At 31.2% G+C, this 16,163-nt stretch carries 17 protein-coding genes and 1 pseudogene; 15 read left to right on the top strand and 3 right to left on the bottom strand.

Annotated features, from left to right (window positions below; translation table 11 throughout):
• Positions 1-37: 37 nt before the first annotated feature.
• A complete protein-coding gene (locus IPK06_06100; protein MBK7979565.1) occupies positions 38-1,681 on the top strand; it encodes a hypothetical protein in 1,644 nt (547 codons plus the stop codon).
• Here the strand turns inward: IPK06_06100 and IPK06_06095 are convergent, their stop codons facing one another.
• On the bottom strand, positions 1,682-2,164 hold the full coding sequence (locus IPK06_06095) for a hypothetical protein (GenBank protein MBK7979564.1): 483 nt from the start codon (positions 2,162-2,164) through the stop codon (positions 1,682-1,684).
• Positions 2,165-2,466: 302 nt separating this feature from the next.
• Between IPK06_06095 and IPK06_06090 the strand changes: the two genes are divergently transcribed.
• The 14 genes and pseudogenes from IPK06_06090 (at position 2,467) to purD (ending at position 14,410) form a co-directional block, all read left to right on the top strand.
• Complete coding sequence (locus IPK06_06090) at positions 2,467-2,784, top strand: hypothetical protein (protein MBK7979563.1); 318 nt, start codon at positions 2,467-2,469, stop codon at positions 2,782-2,784.
• 127 nt (positions 2,785-2,911) lie between these two features.
• Positions 2,912-3,313, top strand: coding sequence for a hypothetical protein (locus tag IPK06_06085; GenBank protein ID MBK7979562.1), 402 nt, complete (start codon positions 2,912-2,914; stop codon positions 3,311-3,313).
• A gap of 154 nt (positions 3,314-3,467) precedes the next feature.
• The gene (locus IPK06_06080) at positions 3,468-4,355 is read left to right on the top strand and encodes a phosphoribosylaminoimidazolesuccinocarboxamide synthase (GenBank protein MBK7979561.1); all 888 of its coding nucleotides are present in this window, start codon (positions 3,468-3,470) and stop codon (positions 4,353-4,355) included.
• Positions 4,355-4,660, top strand: coding sequence for a DUF971 domain-containing protein (locus IPK06_06075; protein MBK7979560.1), 306 nt, complete (start codon positions 4,355-4,357; stop codon positions 4,658-4,660). The genes IPK06_06080 and IPK06_06075 overlap by 1 nt, the downstream gene beginning before the upstream one ends.
• Positions 4,661-4,664: 4 nt before the next feature.
• On the top strand, positions 4,665-5,258 hold the full coding sequence (gene pgsA, locus IPK06_06070; protein MBK7979559.1) for a CDP-diacylglycerol--glycerol-3-phosphate 3-phosphatidyltransferase: 594 nt from the start codon (positions 4,665-4,667) through the stop codon (positions 5,256-5,258).
• Complete coding sequence (locus tag IPK06_06065; protein MBK7979558.1) at positions 5,255-5,704, top strand: phosphatidylglycerophosphatase A; 450 nt, start codon at positions 5,255-5,257, stop codon at positions 5,702-5,704. The genes pgsA and IPK06_06065 overlap by 4 nt, the downstream gene beginning before the upstream one ends.
• Positions 5,705-5,715: 11 nt before the next feature.
• Positions 5,716-6,968, top strand: a pseudogene (locus IPK06_06060) (competence/damage-inducible protein A).
• On the top strand, positions 6,958-7,503 hold the full coding sequence (gene thpR, locus IPK06_06055) for an RNA 2',3'-cyclic phosphodiesterase (protein MBK7979557.1): 546 nt from the start codon (positions 6,958-6,960) through the stop codon (positions 7,501-7,503). The pseudogene IPK06_06060 and the gene thpR overlap by 11 nt, the downstream one beginning before the upstream one ends.
• Positions 7,504-7,513: 10 nt before the next feature.
• Positions 7,514-8,557, top strand: a complete 1,044-nt coding sequence (gene recA / locus IPK06_06050) for a recombinase RecA (GenBank protein MBK7979556.1) — start codon at positions 7,514-7,516, stop codon at positions 8,555-8,557.
• Positions 8,557-9,186: a regulatory protein RecX gene (locus tag IPK06_06045; GenBank protein MBK7979555.1), complete on the top strand. Its 630-nt coding sequence runs from the start codon at positions 8,557-8,559 to the stop codon at positions 9,184-9,186. The genes recA and IPK06_06045 overlap by 1 nt, the downstream gene beginning before the upstream one ends.
• A complete protein-coding gene (locus IPK06_06040) occupies positions 9,179-10,348 on the top strand; it encodes an acyl-CoA dehydrogenase family protein (GenBank protein ID MBK7979554.1) in 1,170 nt (389 codons plus the stop codon). The genes IPK06_06045 and IPK06_06040 overlap by 8 nt, the downstream gene beginning before the upstream one ends.
• Before the next feature lie 31 nt (positions 10,349-10,379).
• Positions 10,380-11,846 carry an IMP dehydrogenase gene (gene guaB / locus IPK06_06035; protein MBK7979553.1) on the top strand — a complete coding sequence of 489 codons (1,467 nt, stop codon included), beginning with the start codon at positions 10,380-10,382 and terminating at the stop codon, positions 11,844-11,846.
• Between the two features lie 6 nt (positions 11,847-11,852).
• Positions 11,853-13,133, top strand: a complete 1,281-nt coding sequence (locus tag IPK06_06030; GenBank protein MBK7979552.1) for a glycosyltransferase — start codon at positions 11,853-11,855, stop codon at positions 13,131-13,133.
• Positions 13,133-14,410, top strand: coding sequence for a phosphoribosylamine--glycine ligase (purD, locus tag IPK06_06025; GenBank protein ID MBK7979551.1), 1,278 nt, complete (start codon positions 13,133-13,135; stop codon positions 14,408-14,410). Before IPK06_06030 ends, purD begins: the two co-directional genes overlap by 1 nt.
• A gap of 11 nt (positions 14,411-14,421) precedes the next feature.
• Here the strand turns inward: purD and IPK06_06020 are convergent, their stop codons facing one another.
• A complete protein-coding gene (locus tag IPK06_06020) occupies positions 14,422-14,766 on the bottom strand; it encodes a histidine triad nucleotide-binding protein (GenBank protein ID MBK7979550.1) in 345 nt (114 codons plus the stop codon).
• A gap of 16 nt (positions 14,767-14,782) precedes the next feature.
• Entirely contained in the window at positions 14,783-16,135 is a 1,353-nt protein-coding gene (locus tag IPK06_06015) for a sigma-54-dependent Fis family transcriptional regulator (protein ID MBK7979549.1), read from the bottom strand.
• Positions 16,136-16,163: the final 28 nt, after the last annotated feature.

The raw sequence follows: 16,163 nt of genomic DNA, 5'->3' as shown, positions 1-16,163 counted from the left end.
TAATTATGATGATGGCATAGCTTACTTTAATAAAGCGTTGGAAATATCCGAAAGCTTAAATGATAAATTGGGAATTGGAACACAACTTGGGAATATTGGTCGAGTAAATTTTGAAATAAAAAATTATAAAAAAGCTATAGAGTATTATAATAATGCAATTGATGTATTTTCCGAAATCAATGATGATTTTAATAAATCAATTTTTACTGCGAATTCCGGACTTGCATATTTAAAATTGAAAGACTACAATCATGCATATTTTAATTTTAAATCAGCATTAAATTATTCTGAAAAGTTATCAAATGCATTCAGAATTGCACATCAAAACAAAAACATAGGTGATTTGAAGTATGCTATGGCATTAGATGAAGATTTACAAAACACTAATTTAACAAAAAAGAACCTTTTAAAAGAATCCATTGATTTTACAACTAAAGCTTTAAACATATTTGATAATTTAGAGATTAAAGAGGAAATTCAAAATTGTAAGCTCTCCCTGTCTAAATCTTATGAAGAAATTTGTGATTACACTAACGCATTAGTATACTTTAAACAGGCTCGTTCCTTGCAAGATTCTATTTATTCTATTGAAAATAAAAAGGCAATTGCAATGCTAGAAATAGCGCAGCAATTGAAAATTAAAGACAAAGAAATTGAGATACTTAGTCAAGCAAAGGAGTATCAAAATTTTGTAAAATGGACTGTTATCAGTATTACTATCTTATTCTTTTTTATAAGTGTTTTATTTATTTATATGTTCATAAGAAAGAAAAGACAGAATTTTGAATTAGAAAAGAACATTAGAATTAGAAAAGAAACGGAATCTTTATTATTGAAAAATGAAAAAGAATTAAATAAACATAAGAATAAACTTGAAGAGCTTATTGCTATAAGAACTGAAAATCTTGAAAATGAAATAAAAGAAAGAAAAAGAACGGAAGAAGATCTTTTGATTGCAGTTGAAAGATCGGAAACTTCAAGCAAGGCAAAAAGTACTTTCCTGGCAAATATGAGCCATGAACTACGCACCCCATTATTTGGAATTTTAGGTTATTCTGAGATATTATCTAAAGAAATAAACGATCTTGAAAAAAGAAGTATGGCTGAAGGAATATATAGAACCGGATCCAGATTGTTAAATACGTTAAGCATGATATTGGATTTTGCCAGAGTTGAATCAGACAGGTATGAAGTTATATGCAGAGAAGTTGATGTAATGCCGGAAATTAATGCTATTTTTAATTCGTTTAAAGGCACTGCCGCAATAAAAGGATTAGAATATGAGTTAAGAGCTCAAAAAGATTCTGAAATATTGAATACGGATATAACGCTGATTAGAGTAATTGTCGAAAATTTAATAAATAACGCTATTAAATTCACGGAAAAGGGAAGTGTAATTGTTGAGACCGAAAGTTTGGATAATAATGAATTTATATTGCGGGTAAGAGATACCGGTATCGGAATCAATAAAAAAAATATTCCACTAATATTTAAAGAATTTAGGCAGATTAGCGAAGGTACAAACAAAGCCTATCCGGGGACAGGCTTAGGTTTGTCAATTACAAAAAGATACGTTAAAATCTTAAATGGTGAAATAAATGTTAAAACAGCTTTAGGTTTTGGTTCAACTTTTGAAATAAAATTTACAAAAAATCAAATTATTGTAAAACAAAGTGCTTAATTATCTGCCCCAACCCCATTCAGAAAAATGATTTAATCTTGCCTTTTTCACTTCTAATGTTCCATTTTCAAGATCGACAATATTTTCATCATAAACTACGACTTCATTACCATCCAAATATTTAAAATCAAGATCTTTATCTAATACATTTATATTCTTGTATTTTAAATTTAATATTATTGGCTTATCAAAAGTTGTAGGTGAAGGGAATAAATCAACTGAAAATTTACTTAAGTTAAAGATCATACTGAATTCTTTAATTCCACTAAAAGCATTTTTAGGAATTTTTAATTCAGCAATAACTTTAGATTTTTCACCATGAGCATTTTTCCAATTATATTCAACATTAATTTTTCCGCCGATACTGCCGTCAATTAAGTAGCTGTCTGAAGTATATGTTGATACGGATTTATCCAAAACTTGCTGATCATTATTTGGCTCAACAATTGAATTATTTTCCTTACATCCAATAATTAGTAACACGAAAAAGATAATAGAATTAATTTTGTTTTCATAATTTCTCCGATTAGTTTAAAGTTATAATATGTGGCATTATATAATCGGAAAATATTTTTATATGTTAAGTGAGCTGCATCATTGAATTTGAATAACTTTTTCAAAACATTTCATCTTTATCAATAAGCTAAATAAAATAATTCTTTTTATAATTTATTGTAACATAGTTTAAATTAGTTTGATTCCCTTCATAATTTCTTCTTATTAGCGCTTAAAAATCGGTAAAATATTTGCGATTATAATTTACACCAAAAAATTTTGGAGAAAACATGGAAGCTTTTTACGATGCCTCTTTAACTGCAAGTATACTTTTACGCGAAGTTATGAAAGAACTCCGAATCAAACTTACTCCGGGAAAATGCTGCAAAAATGGTTTGGATAAAAAAATTTTTAGCAGATGCAAAAGAATAATTGAAAAAGAATATTCTGACAAAAATTTTCAAGATTTGTTAAAACTTTATATTTCCAGCTATTTCATAGACGATTCAATTTTAGAAGACGGCGAAGAATTTGAAGATTTTGATGATTTTGATTATGAAAGAAATTATGACGGATTTGAAGAAACTACGCAATTATCAAACTATTGAAATTCTATAATTAGTTGCTTATTATCCTCGTTATTTTGACTTCTTAAGTCTCCACATTTTTGCGTCTTTTTACGTTTCAACTCAAAAAAAAATATCATATTTTTACATTAAATATTTTGGTGAATCTATGAAAAACGATTTTTTATGCCCATACTGTAAAGGTAAATTGAATGTAAAATCCAACTTAATTTTGGCTGTAAGAACAGAAAGCCAAAAAAGAGGATTGATTTTACTAAGTCCGAAATTAGGCAATTACCAAATTGCAACACATCCTACATTTCAGTTGAAAGAAGGAGAACATTTAGAGATATTTTGTCCAATGTGCCATGCAAATCTTAAAGCAATTGAAATTGATGAAAATTTAGCAAAAATTATTATGACTGATGAATCGCAAAAAGTTTATGAAATTGTTTTTTCGGAAATTGCTGGCGAACATTGCACTTATAAACTTGTTGATTCTATGCTGGAAAGCTATGGCGAACATCAAAGTAATTATGTTAATCATTTTGGCGCAAAAGCAAGGTTGTAATTATATATATCATTATTACCTTAATTCTTTAATCCGGCTACACTGAAATCGTCTGCTGAATTGTATCTAATATAAGAGTTTAAATTAAAATTGATTTTTTTGTGGAAATGTCTAACTATATTTTACATGTAAATAAATTAAGAAAGGTTTCAACATGATTGTTAATCAAACAAATTTTGAAGATGTTAAATTATTCAAAAGAGGGAAAGTTCGCGACGTTTATGATCTGGGAGATAAATATTTAATAGTTTCTACAGATAGATTATCTGCATTTGATGTTATAATGCAGGAAGGAATTCCTTCTAAAGGAAGAATTCTTACTCAAATTTCCGAATTCTGGTTTGATTACACAAAACAAATAGTGCCAAATCATTTAATTTCTACGGATCTATCTGATTTTCCTCCGATTCTAACTAAATATCGTGAAATTTTAAATGGAAGATCGATGCTTGTTAAAAAAGCCGAGTTGATTCCTTTGGAATGTATTGTAAGAGGTTATATTTCTGGTTCAGGGTGGAATGAATATAAAAAAAACGGAACAATTTGCGGAATTAAACTGCCTGAAAATTTAGTTGAATCTGAAAAATTACCCGAACCGATTTTTACTCCTTCGACAAAAGCCGATATTGGTGATCATGATGAAAATATTTCCGAAGAAAAAGCTAAGGAAATTGTTGGCGAAAATGTTTTTAATACTTTGAAAAATATAACATTGGAAATTTATAAAGCCGCGGCAGATTATGCATTTAAGAGAGGAATAATTTTGGCAGATACGAAAATGGAATTTGGGTTTTATAATAATGAAATTATCTTGATTGATGAATTATTAACTCCGGATTCGTCTAGATTTTGGCCTAAGGAATTATATCAAAAAGGCAAAGGTCAAGCTAGTTTTGATAAGCAATATGTACGAGATTATTTAATATCCGTAAATTTTAACAAAAAGCCGCCGGCGCCAAATTTACCTGAAAATGTAATTTTAAATACTTCAAAAAAATATCAAGAAGCATTTGAATTGCTAACCGGAGAAAGAAATTCATAATGAAACCGGTTAAAATAAAAGTAAGGGAAAGTCATTACTTGGATATTTTATGGGATACTGATGAAAATAAAAGTATTAAATTAAGTAATCTACGTAATGGGTGTCCATGTGCAATTTGCGGAGCTGAAAAGAATGAATGGAGCAAAACATACATTCCGCTTTATACTTTGGAACAATTAAAAATTACAAAAATAAACGTAGTTGGAACTTATGCAATTGGAATTGAGTGGGCTGATGGTCACAATACCGGATTATATGATTTTGAATACTTATACAATTTATACGCTCAATTTAGTTTAACTTAAAAGTATGGTACTGCCTAATCAATTAACGACATTACGAATAATTTTAACTCCGGTATTTCTTATATTGTTTTTGTCAAATGAACCGGTTTTAAAACAAGTTTCTTTGGCAGTTTATGTTGCTGCCGCAATAACCGATTGGTATGATGGTTGGCTTGCGAGAAAGTTCAATTATATTACCACTTGGGGAAAATTCATGGATCCGCTTGCGGATAAAATTTTAACTTCCGCCGCTTTTTTTGCCTTTGTGGCAATTGGAGTTTTACCTTTGTGGATGGTTTTGGTGGTTGTCATTAGAGATTTATTTGTAACAAGTCTGCGTTTGTTCGCAGAGTGGAAAAAGAAAACTTTTACCACAAATAATTTGGCCAAAATTAAAACTTTTATTCAAATGATATTTATTTTCTATTTACTAATTGTGTTTACATTAAAAGAAAATTACTATTTGAAGGTAAATTTTCCCCAAATAATTGAGTATCTTACAAATCCTACATTGATTTATTACGTAATGCTATCAATTACTGTTTATACTTTTCTTACCGGAGTTATTTACATTTATCAAAATAGAATTTTGATTAGCAGAATAATTTTAAGGAAATGATCGATATAAGAAAATTTGTTGGTTCCGGTTTTTTTACCGGATATTTTCCTAAAGCACCGGGAACTTTTGCAAGTTTAATTGCTCTTTTTATTTATTTAATTCCGGGTTTTGAAAATCTTTATTTTCAGCTGTTATTTATCGTAATTTCAATAATTGCCGGAATTCCGATTGGAAATTATTTTGAAAAAATATATGGTAAGGACCCTGGCTGTTTTACTTTAGATGAATTTATAGGAACTTGGATTTCTTTATTATTTATTCCGAAAAATTATTTAATGTTGATCCTTTCGTTCATTTTATGGCGAATTTTAGATATAACAAAGCCATTCCCCGCCAATAAAGCCGAAAATCTAAAAGGCGGCTTAGGCATAATTATGGACGATGTAATTTCTGGAATGTATTCCTTGATAATTATGCATATATTTATGAATATATTTTTTGAATAAATGAGCATTTTATGAAAATCCATATTTTAACTATAGGCGATGAAATTTTAATAGGCCAAACATTAAATACAAATGCTGCGTTTATTGGCGAGTTATTGAATAATAATAATTATTCAATTTCAAGTACTTCTGTTGTCGGAGATAATGTTAAACAAATTGCAGATGAAATTGATAAATCATTAAAACATAATGACATTGTTTTATGTACCGGTGGTTTAGGCCCTACAAACGATGACGTGACACTTCATGCAATTACCGAAGTTTTTAAAACAGAATTAGTTGAAAATGAAGAAATTCTTAATGATATTAAATTGTTTTTGAAAAAAGAAATAGAAAGTTAACGGAAATAAATAAACAGCAGGCATTAGTTCCTAAAATTGCCATTCCAATTAAAAATTTCCACGGCACGGCTCCCGGAGTATGGATTCAGAAAGATAAAAAAATATTCGCGGCAATGCCAGGTGTTCCGTTAGAAATGAAAGCAATGATGGAAGATTTTATTCTTCCTAAAATTATTGAAAATATGCCGAGCAAGTTTATCAAAAAACATACTACACTTTTAACAACCGGAATACCGGAATCATTTCTTTATGAAGAAATCAAAACAATAGATGGAATTGTAGAAAAAGGAAATCTTGCATTTTTACCGAGTCAGTTCGGCGTTAAAATTAGAATTACCGCAATTGATAAGGTTGAATCAATAGTTAATGAAAGAATATTTGAAGTTGAACAGCAAATTAGATCAAAAGTTGGCAGATATATTTACGGAAAAGATAATCAAACACTTGAAGAAGTAGTAGGCAAACTATTAAAAGAAAGAGGATTGACGCTTGCTGTTGCAGAATCATGTACAGGCGGTTTAATAAGCAGCAGAATTACAAATGTAAGTGGAAGCAGTAAATATTTTGAAAGATCAATAATAACCTATAGTAACGGTGCAAAAGTTGAACTTCTAGGCATTGATGAAGATTTGATAAATAAATACGGCTCTGTAAGTTTGGAAGTTGCCAGATTAATGGCTGAAGGCATTAAAGCTGTCAGCGGAACTGATATTGGACTTGCTGTTACGGGAATTATGGGACCCACAGGTGCGACTGAAAATAAGCCGGTCGGACTTGTTTATATTGGAATATGTGATGATAAGGTTTGTACCGCAAAGGAATTTAGATTTGGGGATAACAGGTTATTAAATAAAGATAGAACGTCACAAGCTGCGCTGGAGATGCTTAGAAGAAATTTGCTTGGAATATCTTATGACCAATAGGCTCTTTTTTGCGTATGATTTGCCTTTATCTGCAATAGATTTTATTGTAAACTTAAGAGATGAAATTTACGGAATACCCAATAATGTTAATTGGGAAAGTAGTGACAAACTTCATATTACTTCAAAATTTTTAGGCGATGTAGGGGATTATTTAACCGAGTTGATAATTGACAGATTTGAAAATTTCAACGCAGAATCAATCAATTGTGAATTTGGTGAATTTAATATTTTTAAAAAATATAATGAACCGAAAATTCTTTTTGCAGGAATCAGAAGTAGCGAATTGTTAACTAATATTCAAATTAAAATAGAAAACGAATTTGGTTTGTTGGGCTTTGACAGAGAGATAAGGAATTTCAAACCGCACATTACAATTTTAAGAATAAAAGGAATGGAAGATTTTAATATTTTAGACAAGTTTGTAAATAAAAAAATTGATCATTCTTTTAAGATCAATACAGTCTCATTGATAAAAAGTGAATTAAAACCGTCTGGTTCAGAATATACAATTCTAAAAAGTTTTAAATTGAATTAACGGAGGACAAATGGCAGCAGAAAAAGAGAAAGATCCAAGATTAAAAATACTGGAAGATACAATGTTCAGTATTGAAAAAACATACGGCAAAGGCGCCATTATGAAATTAGGTGATGGTGTTGTAAATAAAATAGAAGCAATTTCAACCGGCTCGGTAAGTTTAGATTATGCGTTGGGAATTGGCGGTGTTCCAAGGGGAAGAATTGTAGAAATTTATGGACCCGAATCATCTGGTAAAACTACCGTTTGTTTGCATACAATTGCGGAAGCGCAAAAAAATGGCGGAATTGCAGCTTTTATAGATGCGGAGCACGCATTGGACATTACTTATGCACAAAAATTGGGTGTTGATATAAAGAATCTGCTCCTATCGCAACCTGATTATGGGGAGCAAGCATTGGAAATAGTTGATACTCTTGTTAGGAGCAACGCTTTGGATATCATTGTAATTGATTCCGTAGCTGCGCTGGTTCCTCGTTCGGAAATTGAAGGAGAAATGGGTGATGCTCAAATGGGAGTTCAAGCAAGATTAATGTCCCAGGCGCTTCGTAAAATTACCGGTGCGGTAAGCAGATCTAAAACTTGCGTTATTTTTACTAACCAGCTAAGAAGCAAAATTGGAGTTATGTTCGGAAGTCCTGAAACTACTACGGGCGGTAATGCTCTAAAATTTTATGCTTCAGTTAGATTGGATATACGTAGAATTGCCGGACTAAAAAACGGTGAAGAAGTAACCGGAAGCAGAACAAAAGTGAAGGTAGTTAAAAGTAAAATTGCCCCTCCATTTAAGCAAGTTGAGTTTGATATAATGTACGATGAAGGTATAAGCAAAACCGGAGAATTAATTGATTTGGGTGTTGATCATGGAATTATTAAAAAAGGTGGAGCATGGTTTACATTTGGCGAAGAAAGATTCCAGGGAAGAGAGCAATTTAGATTACAGCTTAAAGAAAATTCCTCATTATTGGCAAGCTTGGAAAAAGAAGTTAAAATTAAATTAGGTATGATTCCTCAAGAACAAAAGGAAGTCGTTGAGGAAAAATCTAAAAAATAATGATTGTTAGTGAAATAGTTAGAACGAGAAATAAAGTAAACATTTTTTTTGATAATAATGAATGTTTGCAAGTTCCTTTTGATATTTATATTAAAAATGTTCTTTGCAAAGATGAGGAAATAACCGAGAAAGAAATTGATGAATTAAAATATCAGTCTGATATTTACTTAATCAAACAAAGCGCATTTAGATATTTAGCTTTGCGAAATCACAGTATTTATGAATTAAAGTTAAAACTTAATAAAAAAGGGTACAATAAAGAGAGAATAGATTTTGTGTTAAATGATCTCTCTAAGTATAACTATTTAAACGATTTAGTATTTGCAGAAAATTACTTCCAGTATCAGTTGACGAAAAAAAAGGGCAAACTCAAAATTATATCTGATTTATTTAAAAAGGGAATTAGCAGAGAAATTATTAATGAAATTACGAAAAAATTTGATAATGAGTTAGATAATCAAAACGCGGCCTTTGAAATTGGAATAAAAAAATTCAATAAATTGAAGGATAGAAATTTTCATAACATTCAGATTAAACAAAAACTTTATTTATTTCTAGCAAACAAAGGTTTTACAAAAGACACAATTTTTAGCGTTGTTTCTAAAATAATGAAAGATGATGATGAATAAATTTAATGGTGTTGATTACTATAATATTTCTGATCTGTTTTCTGAAGAAGAAAAATTGGTGCAGAATTCTGTTAGAGAATTTGTTGATGAAAATGTAATCCCTATAATTGAGGAACATTATCAAAATTCAACATTTCCTTTTGAACTTATTTTGAAACTTGGTGAGCTGGGTGTATTTGGCATAACGTTGCCTGAAGAATATGGTTGTGCGAATTTGAATAATGTCGCTTATGGATTGGTAATGCAGGAACTTGAAAGAGGCGACAGCGGATTAAGAAGTTTTGCATCAGTGCAGAGCAGTTTGGTTATGTATCCCATTTTTACATTTGGCTCTGAGCAGCAAAAGAAAAAACTTCTGCCGAAATTAGCTTCAGGTGAAATGATAGGTTGTTTTGGTTTAACTGAACCGGATTTTGGTTCGAATCCTGGCGGAATGATTACAAACGCAAAAAAAGTAGATGGCGGATATTTGTTAAACGGTGCAAAAATGTGGATTACAAATGGAACTATTGCGGATATTGCTGTTGTTTGGGCAAAGTTAGACGGAGTTGTAAAAGGATTTTTAGTTGAAAAAAATTCAAAAGGATTTTCTGCTCCCGAAATGAAAGGCAAACATTCGCTTCGCGCTTCAATTACATCCGAGTTAATTTTTCAAGATGTATTTGTTCCTGAAGAAAACATGCTCCCGAATTCGGGCGGATTAAAATCACCATTAATGTGCCTTAATCAAGCAAGATACGGTATTGCTTGGGGTGTTGTAGGCTCTATGATGGCGGTTTATGAATCAGCGCTGAATTATTCCAAATCGCGAATTCAATTTTCCAAACCAATTGCTGGCTATCAACTTACACAAAAAAAATTAACTGAGATTTTAACCGAAATTACAAAAGCTCAACTCTTAAATTACAGACTTGCAAAATTAAAAGATGAAGGCAAAGTAAAACATACACAAATTTCATTGGCAAAAAGAAATAATTGTGAAGTTGCATTAAACGCAGCCAGGACTGCAAGAGAAATTCTTGGAGCAAATGGAATTCTAAACGAGTATCCGGTTATGAGGCACTCGGCGAATTTAGAAAGTGTTAAAACTTATGAAGGAACTCATGAAATGCACACATTAATAATTGGGGAAGATATTACAGGGATTTCCGCTTTCGATTAATTATTTTTACGATATAAAATTTAGGATCTTTATGCAAAATGATAAAATCGCATTTGAAGGATTAACTTTTGATGATCTTCTTCTAATACCGGCAAAATCTCAAGTACTCCCGAGAGAAACAATTATTGAATCAAAGCTGACAAAAAAGATTAAATTAAATATTCCGTTTATTTCTGCGGCAATGGATACTGTTACTGAATCCAGAATGGCAATTGCAATGGCAGCGCAGGGAGGCATCGGAATTATACATAAAAACATGAGTATTGAACGACAAGCTGAAGAAGTTGACAAAGTAAAGAGATCGGAAAGCGGTATGATTACAAATCCAATAACTTTACATGCAGATAAAACAGTCGGTGATGCGACACAGCTGATGGAAAAATATCATATAAGCGGAATTCCAATTGTGGATGATCAAAATAAGCTTATCGGTATTTTAACAAATAGAGATCTTAGATTTGAGCCAAATTTAAATCTTAAAATTTCAGATATAATGACAAAGCATAATTTAAGAACTGCTCCTCTAGGCACAACTTTAGATCAAGCAGAAAAACTTCTGCAAAAATATAAAGTTGAAAAATTACCTGTTGTTAATGAAAACGGAGTTTTAAAAGGACTCATAACTTTTAAAGATATATCCAAAAAGAAAAAACACCCAAACGCATGCAAAGATGAACTTGGGCGATTAAGAGTTGGAGCGGCAGTAAGCGTCTCCAGTGATACTTTGAAAAGAGTTGAAGCGTTGGTTAATGCAAATGCCGACGTGATAGTCGTTGATACTGCCCATGGTCATTCAGAAGGTGTTCTTAAGACAATTAAAGAAGTTAAACTAAACTTTCCGGAAATTCAGCTGATTGCTGGAAATATTGTGACAAGAGAAGCCGCTTTGGATCTTGTAGAACTTGGCGTGGATGCTGTAAAAGTTGGTATTGGAGCCGGTTCTATTTGCACGACAAGAATAATTGCGGGAGTCGGTGTTCCTCAAGTTACTGCTGTACTTGAAGTCACCAAAGCACTAGAAGGTTCTGGTGTTCCAATTATTGCTGACGGCGGAATAAAACAAACCGGCGATGTTGCAAAAATAATTGCAGCCGGAGCAGATACAGTTATGATGGGAGGTATGTTTGCCGGAGTTGACGAAACGCCGGGTGAGAAAATTTTATACGAAGGAAGAAGCTTTAAAATGTATAGGGGAATGGGTTCAATCGGTGCGATGAAACACGGAAGCAAAGATAGATATTTCCAAGATATGGAAGACGATATTAAAAAATTAGTTCCTGAAGGAGTAGAAGGTAGAGTTCCGTTCAAAGGCTCTTTGGCAGATACAATTTATCAGTTTATCGGGGGATTACGCGCATCAATGGGATATTGCGGTGCAAAGAACATTGACGAATTTAAGAAAAATTCCAAATTTGTTAAAATTACGGCATCCGGACTAAGAGAAAGTCACCCGCATGATGTAATTATTACAAAAGAATCACCTAATTATCATTCGTAAAAATATATGTTCAAAGTTCTTGTTATTGCATTTTACTATCCGCCGTTGGGTTTAAGTGGAGTTCAACGGACATTAAAATTTACCAAATATTTTTCTAACTTCAATTGGCAGCCTACCGTAATAACTTCAGGAAGTGTTAACTATTTTGCATATGACGAATCATTACTTAAAGAAGTTGAAGATGCAAATGTTAGAATTATTAGAACCGAAGCATTAACTCCGGGAGCATTTTTATTAAAAAAAGGTAAAACTAAACCTAAATCGACTTTTATTCAAAGTATCTTATCAAAAATTAGCAAAACGATATTTATACCTGATAATAAAATTTTTTGGGCAAAAAAAGCTTCAAAGATTGCGTTAAATTTGGTGAAAAAAGAAAAGTTTGACGCGATTTTTGTAACAGTTCCGCCTTTTTCTTCATTAGTTGCAATTACAAAATTAAAAGCTAAATTGGAAATTCCAATATTTGCGGATTATAGAGATGCATGGGTTACAAATCAATATAGATTTTATCCAACTCCATATCACAGATACCTTCACAAAAAGCTGGAAGATAGATGTTTAAGAAAAATTGATCGCGTTATTGTTGTTAATAGAATTATAAAAGAAGATATTATTAAAAATTTTCCGTTTTTAAAGTTTAATGATATCCAAATAATACCGCATGGATACGACCCTGAAGATTTTAGTAATTTAATTAAATATCCCAAAGAAAATGATAAAATGGTAATTCTGTTTGCCGGCGCATTTTATGAAGGAATAACTCCCAATTTTTTACTAAAAGCATTTAAAAGATTAACAATCGAACAGCCTGATATAGCTGCTAATATTGAATTGCATTTTGTCGGCAATTTAAAAAGGGAAAATAGTAAGTTAATTCATAATCTAAAGTTAGAAAAATTTGTTAAAGAAATTGGATATCTTAATCATTTAGAAACAGTTAGGAGAATTATATCAAGTGATGTCTTATGGCTAATGCTTCCTGACAATGGGAAAATGTACAATGTTACTCCAGGAAAAATATATGAATATTTTGCGGCTAAAAAACCAATAATAGCGAATTTACCGGAAGGAATTGCAAAAAATTTATTGCTGGAATATAAAGCTTCATTTATTACTTCGACTGAAAATATAGAAGAAATAAAAACTGCTTTAATTACAACTCATAATTTGTTCGCGGAAAATAAGTTACCTAAACCGAGCGATGAATTTATTACAAAATTTGATAGAGTAAGTCAAACCGAACAATTGGTAAAACTTTTTCAATTTCATTTAAAGGCTGAATGATGAATATATTGATTTTAGGATCAGGTGGAAGAGAACATGCAATAGGATTAAAAATTAAAGAAGACGATCCTAAAACAGAAATTTTTTTTGCTCCCGGTAATGGCGGAACAATTGGTATTGGAAAAAATATTGAATTGGATATTAATGACGAGAAAAATATTATTGAATTTTGTATTCAAAGAAATATTGAATTGGTAATTGTTGGCCCTGAACAGCCTTTGGTTAACGGACTTTCGGATAAATTAAGAAAATCTAAAATTGTCGTTTTTGGTCCAAATAAGAATGCCGCAAGAATTGAAGGCGATAAAAGCTTTGCCAAAGATCTTATGCTGCAATATTCTGTTCCAACAGCAGAATATAAGACTTTCGGTAAAAATGATTTAAATAATGCTTTAGAATTTGTTAAGAATGGAAATTTCCCGGTTGTAATAAAAGCAGCAGGATTGGCTGCTGGAAAAGGTGTAATTATAGCAAAAGACTTTTCTGAGGCTGAAGAAGCTTTAACCGATATAATGATGAATTCCATATTTGGAAACGCAGGTGATAAAGTTGTAATTGAAGAATTTTTAGATGGCGAAGAATTATCTGTTTTTGTAATTACAGACGGATCAGATTATGTAATTTTACCTCCTGCACAAGACCATAAAAGAATAGGTGACGGTGATACGGGAAAAAATACCGGAGGCATGGGAGCATATACACCGGTACCTTTTGTTTCTGATGAGTTGATTTTCGAGATTGAAAAAAACGTAATTATTCCTACTTTAAAAGGATTACAAGATACAGACTCAAAATTTAACGGCTGTCTGTACTGTGGCCTTATAAAAACTATAAATGGAATTAAAGTTATAGAATTTAACTGCAGATTTGGCGATCCTGAAACACAAGCGGTTTTAGAGCTTATCGAGGGAAATTTTTTAGAACTTTTACATTCAACTGCAAAAGGAAAAGTAAATAAAAATAGTGTTAAAAATAATAATGGAAGTGCTGTTTGTATTGTTGCTGTTTCAGGCGGATATCCCGATAAATATGAAAAAGGTTTTGAAATTTCCGGACTAGATCAAAAATTTGAAAACAATGTTAAAATAATTCATGCCGGTACTAAATTTGAAAATGGTAAAATTTTAACCGCAGGCGGAAGAGTACTTAATATTGTGGCATCAATTAATAAAAATGATTTAAAGCAATGTAAAACAATAGCTTACGATGCATTACGTAAAGTGGATTTTGAAAAAATATTTTATAGAAAAGATATTGGCTTTAAAGCTATAAATTAAGTTAAAGCTTGTTAACCTGGAGGCCAATTCATTTTCCTTCCGCCGAGCAAATGCATGTGAATATGATAAACTTCCTGTCCACCGTTATTACCGCAATTAAAAACTAATCTAAATCCATCTTCAGAAATGCCTTCATTTTTTGCGATAGCATTTGCGGCATCATACATTTCACCTAATAAATTAGAATGCTCCATTCCTTTAATATCGGTGATTTTTGGAATTTCTATTTTTGGTATTATCAAAATATGAACAGGAGCTTGCGGGTTTATATCTCTAAAAGCCAGAATATTTTCTGTTTCATAAACAATATTAGCGGGAATTTCTCGGTTAATGATTTTTGTAAATATTGTGCCCATTTAAAACCCCAAAAATTTAATCTTTATTTATGCCGTACTTTTTCATTTTATTATAAAGATGGCTTCGCTGAATATCCAAGATCTCAGCGGTTTTACTTATATTCCAATTATTTAATTCCAACTGCTTTAAGATAAATATTTTTTCTGCCTTTTCTTTAAATTCTTGGAATGAATTACTAATGTCAATAAAATCCTCAGATTTTTTTTCAACATTCGGAAGCAGAGAAAGTACCTCATCTTTGGAAATTGTTGTCGATGATATCATAATAATTATTCGTTCAATTATGTTTCTTAGTTCTCTAACATTTCCGGACCAATCATAATTCTTAAGAGTTTCAATTGCGTTTTCGGAAAAATTCTTCAAAGGGAATTTATTTTGTTTGCAGATTTTTTCGGTAAAATATTTTACCAAAAGTGGAATATCTTCTTTTCTTTCACGAAGCGAAGGAACAATTATAGGAATTACGTTTAGACGATGAAACAGATCTTCTCTAAAATTTCCTTCTTTAATTTCGTTCTTTAAATCCTTATTTGTAGCTGAAATTATCCTTACATTAACATTTATTTTTGAATTTCCACCGACTCTCTCAATAACTCCATCTTCAATTGCCCGTAAAACTTTTGCTTGAGCCTGTAAACTCATATCGCCTATTTCATCTAAAAATAACGTGCCTCCGTCCGCTAATTCAAATTTACCTATTCTTTTTTGAACTGCTCCGGTAAATGAGCCTTTTTCATGTCCGAATAGTTCTGATTCAATTAATTCATTTGGAATCGCAGCACAATTTACTTCAACTAATTCATTTAACGATCTTTCACTTTTATTATGGATCGCTTTCGCAACTAATTCTTTTCCGGTTCCGTTTTCACCTGTAATTAAAACTCGTGATTCGGTTTTTGCTACTCTTTCAATTATTGAAATTACAGATTTAATTTGCTGACTTTCACCGATTATGATTTCTTCTTGAGATAAATTTTCTTTTAATTTTTTATTTTCCTTAATCAGATTTGTTTTACTTGCGGCATTTCGAATACTAATCAAGAGTTTTTCTCTTTCAATGGGTTTTTCTATAAAATCAAATGCTCCAAGTTTTGTTGCTTTAACCGCGTTTTCTAAATTTCCATGTGCGGAAATTATTATTGTACTGATATTAATTTCGTTTTCCTTTATCCAATTCAGGACTTCAAATCCAGTCATTTCAGGCATTTGAATATCAAGAAGCAATGCATCATAATTATTGTACTCTAATTTTTTTAATCCGGATTTTACGTCTGTGGTAAAATCAACTGAATAATTTTCATATTCAAGAATCATGCTAATGCTTTCGCAAATTTGCTTTTCATCGTCAATAATTAGTATGGATTTCATTTGATGTAAGTATTATTATTTAATATAT

It is taken from the genome of Ignavibacteriota bacterium (assembly GCA_016713565.1).
In the GTDB taxonomy this organism is placed as follows: domain Bacteria; phylum Bacteroidota; class Ignavibacteria; order Ignavibacteriales; family Melioribacteraceae.
This window is presented reverse-complemented; position numbering and strand designations above follow the sequence as displayed.

Bases quoted from the DNA above. Each gene is read 5' to 3' on its own strand.
- IPK06_06090 (MBK7979563.1), top strand. From the start codon at position 2,467: ATGGAAGCTTTTTACGATGCCTCTTTAACTGCAAGTATACTTTTACGC.
- IPK06_06085 (MBK7979562.1), top strand. From the start codon at position 2,912: ATGAAAAACGATTTTTTATGCCCATACTGTAAAGGTAAATTGAATGTA.
- IPK06_06080 (MBK7979561.1), top strand. From the start codon at position 3,468: ATGATTGTTAATCAAACAAATTTTGAAGATGTTAAATTATTCAAAAGA.
- IPK06_06075 (MBK7979560.1), top strand. From the start codon at position 4,355: ATGAAACCGGTTAAAATAAAAGTAAGGGAAAGTCATTACTTGGATATT.
- pgsA (MBK7979559.1), top strand. From the start codon at position 4,665: ATGGTACTGCCTAATCAATTAACGACATTACGAATAATTTTAACTCCG.
- IPK06_06065 (MBK7979558.1), top strand. From the start codon at position 5,255: ATGATCGATATAAGAAAATTTGTTGGTTCCGGTTTTTTTACCGGATAT.
- thpR (MBK7979557.1), top strand. From the start codon at position 6,958: ATGACCAATAGGCTCTTTTTTGCGTATGATTTGCCTTTATCTGCAATA.
- recA (MBK7979556.1), top strand. From the start codon at position 7,514: ATGGCAGCAGAAAAAGAGAAAGATCCAAGATTAAAAATACTGGAAGAT.
- IPK06_06045 (MBK7979555.1), top strand. From the start codon at position 8,557: ATGATTGTTAGTGAAATAGTTAGAACGAGAAATAAAGTAAACATTTTT.
- IPK06_06040 (MBK7979554.1), top strand. From the start codon at position 9,179: ATGAATAAATTTAATGGTGTTGATTACTATAATATTTCTGATCTGTTT.
- guaB (MBK7979553.1), top strand. From the start codon at position 10,380: ATGCAAAATGATAAAATCGCATTTGAAGGATTAACTTTTGATGATCTT.
- IPK06_06030 (MBK7979552.1), top strand. From the start codon at position 11,853: ATGTTCAAAGTTCTTGTTATTGCATTTTACTATCCGCCGTTGGGTTTA.
- purD (MBK7979551.1), top strand. From the start codon at position 13,133: ATGAATATATTGATTTTAGGATCAGGTGGAAGAGAACATGCAATAGGA.
- IPK06_06020 (MBK7979550.1), bottom strand. From the start codon at position 14,766: ATGGGCACAATATTTACAAAAATCATTAACCGAGAAATTCCCGCTAAT.
- IPK06_06015 (MBK7979549.1), bottom strand. From the start codon at position 16,135: ATGAAATCCATACTAATTATTGACGATGAAAAGCAAATTTGCGAAAGC.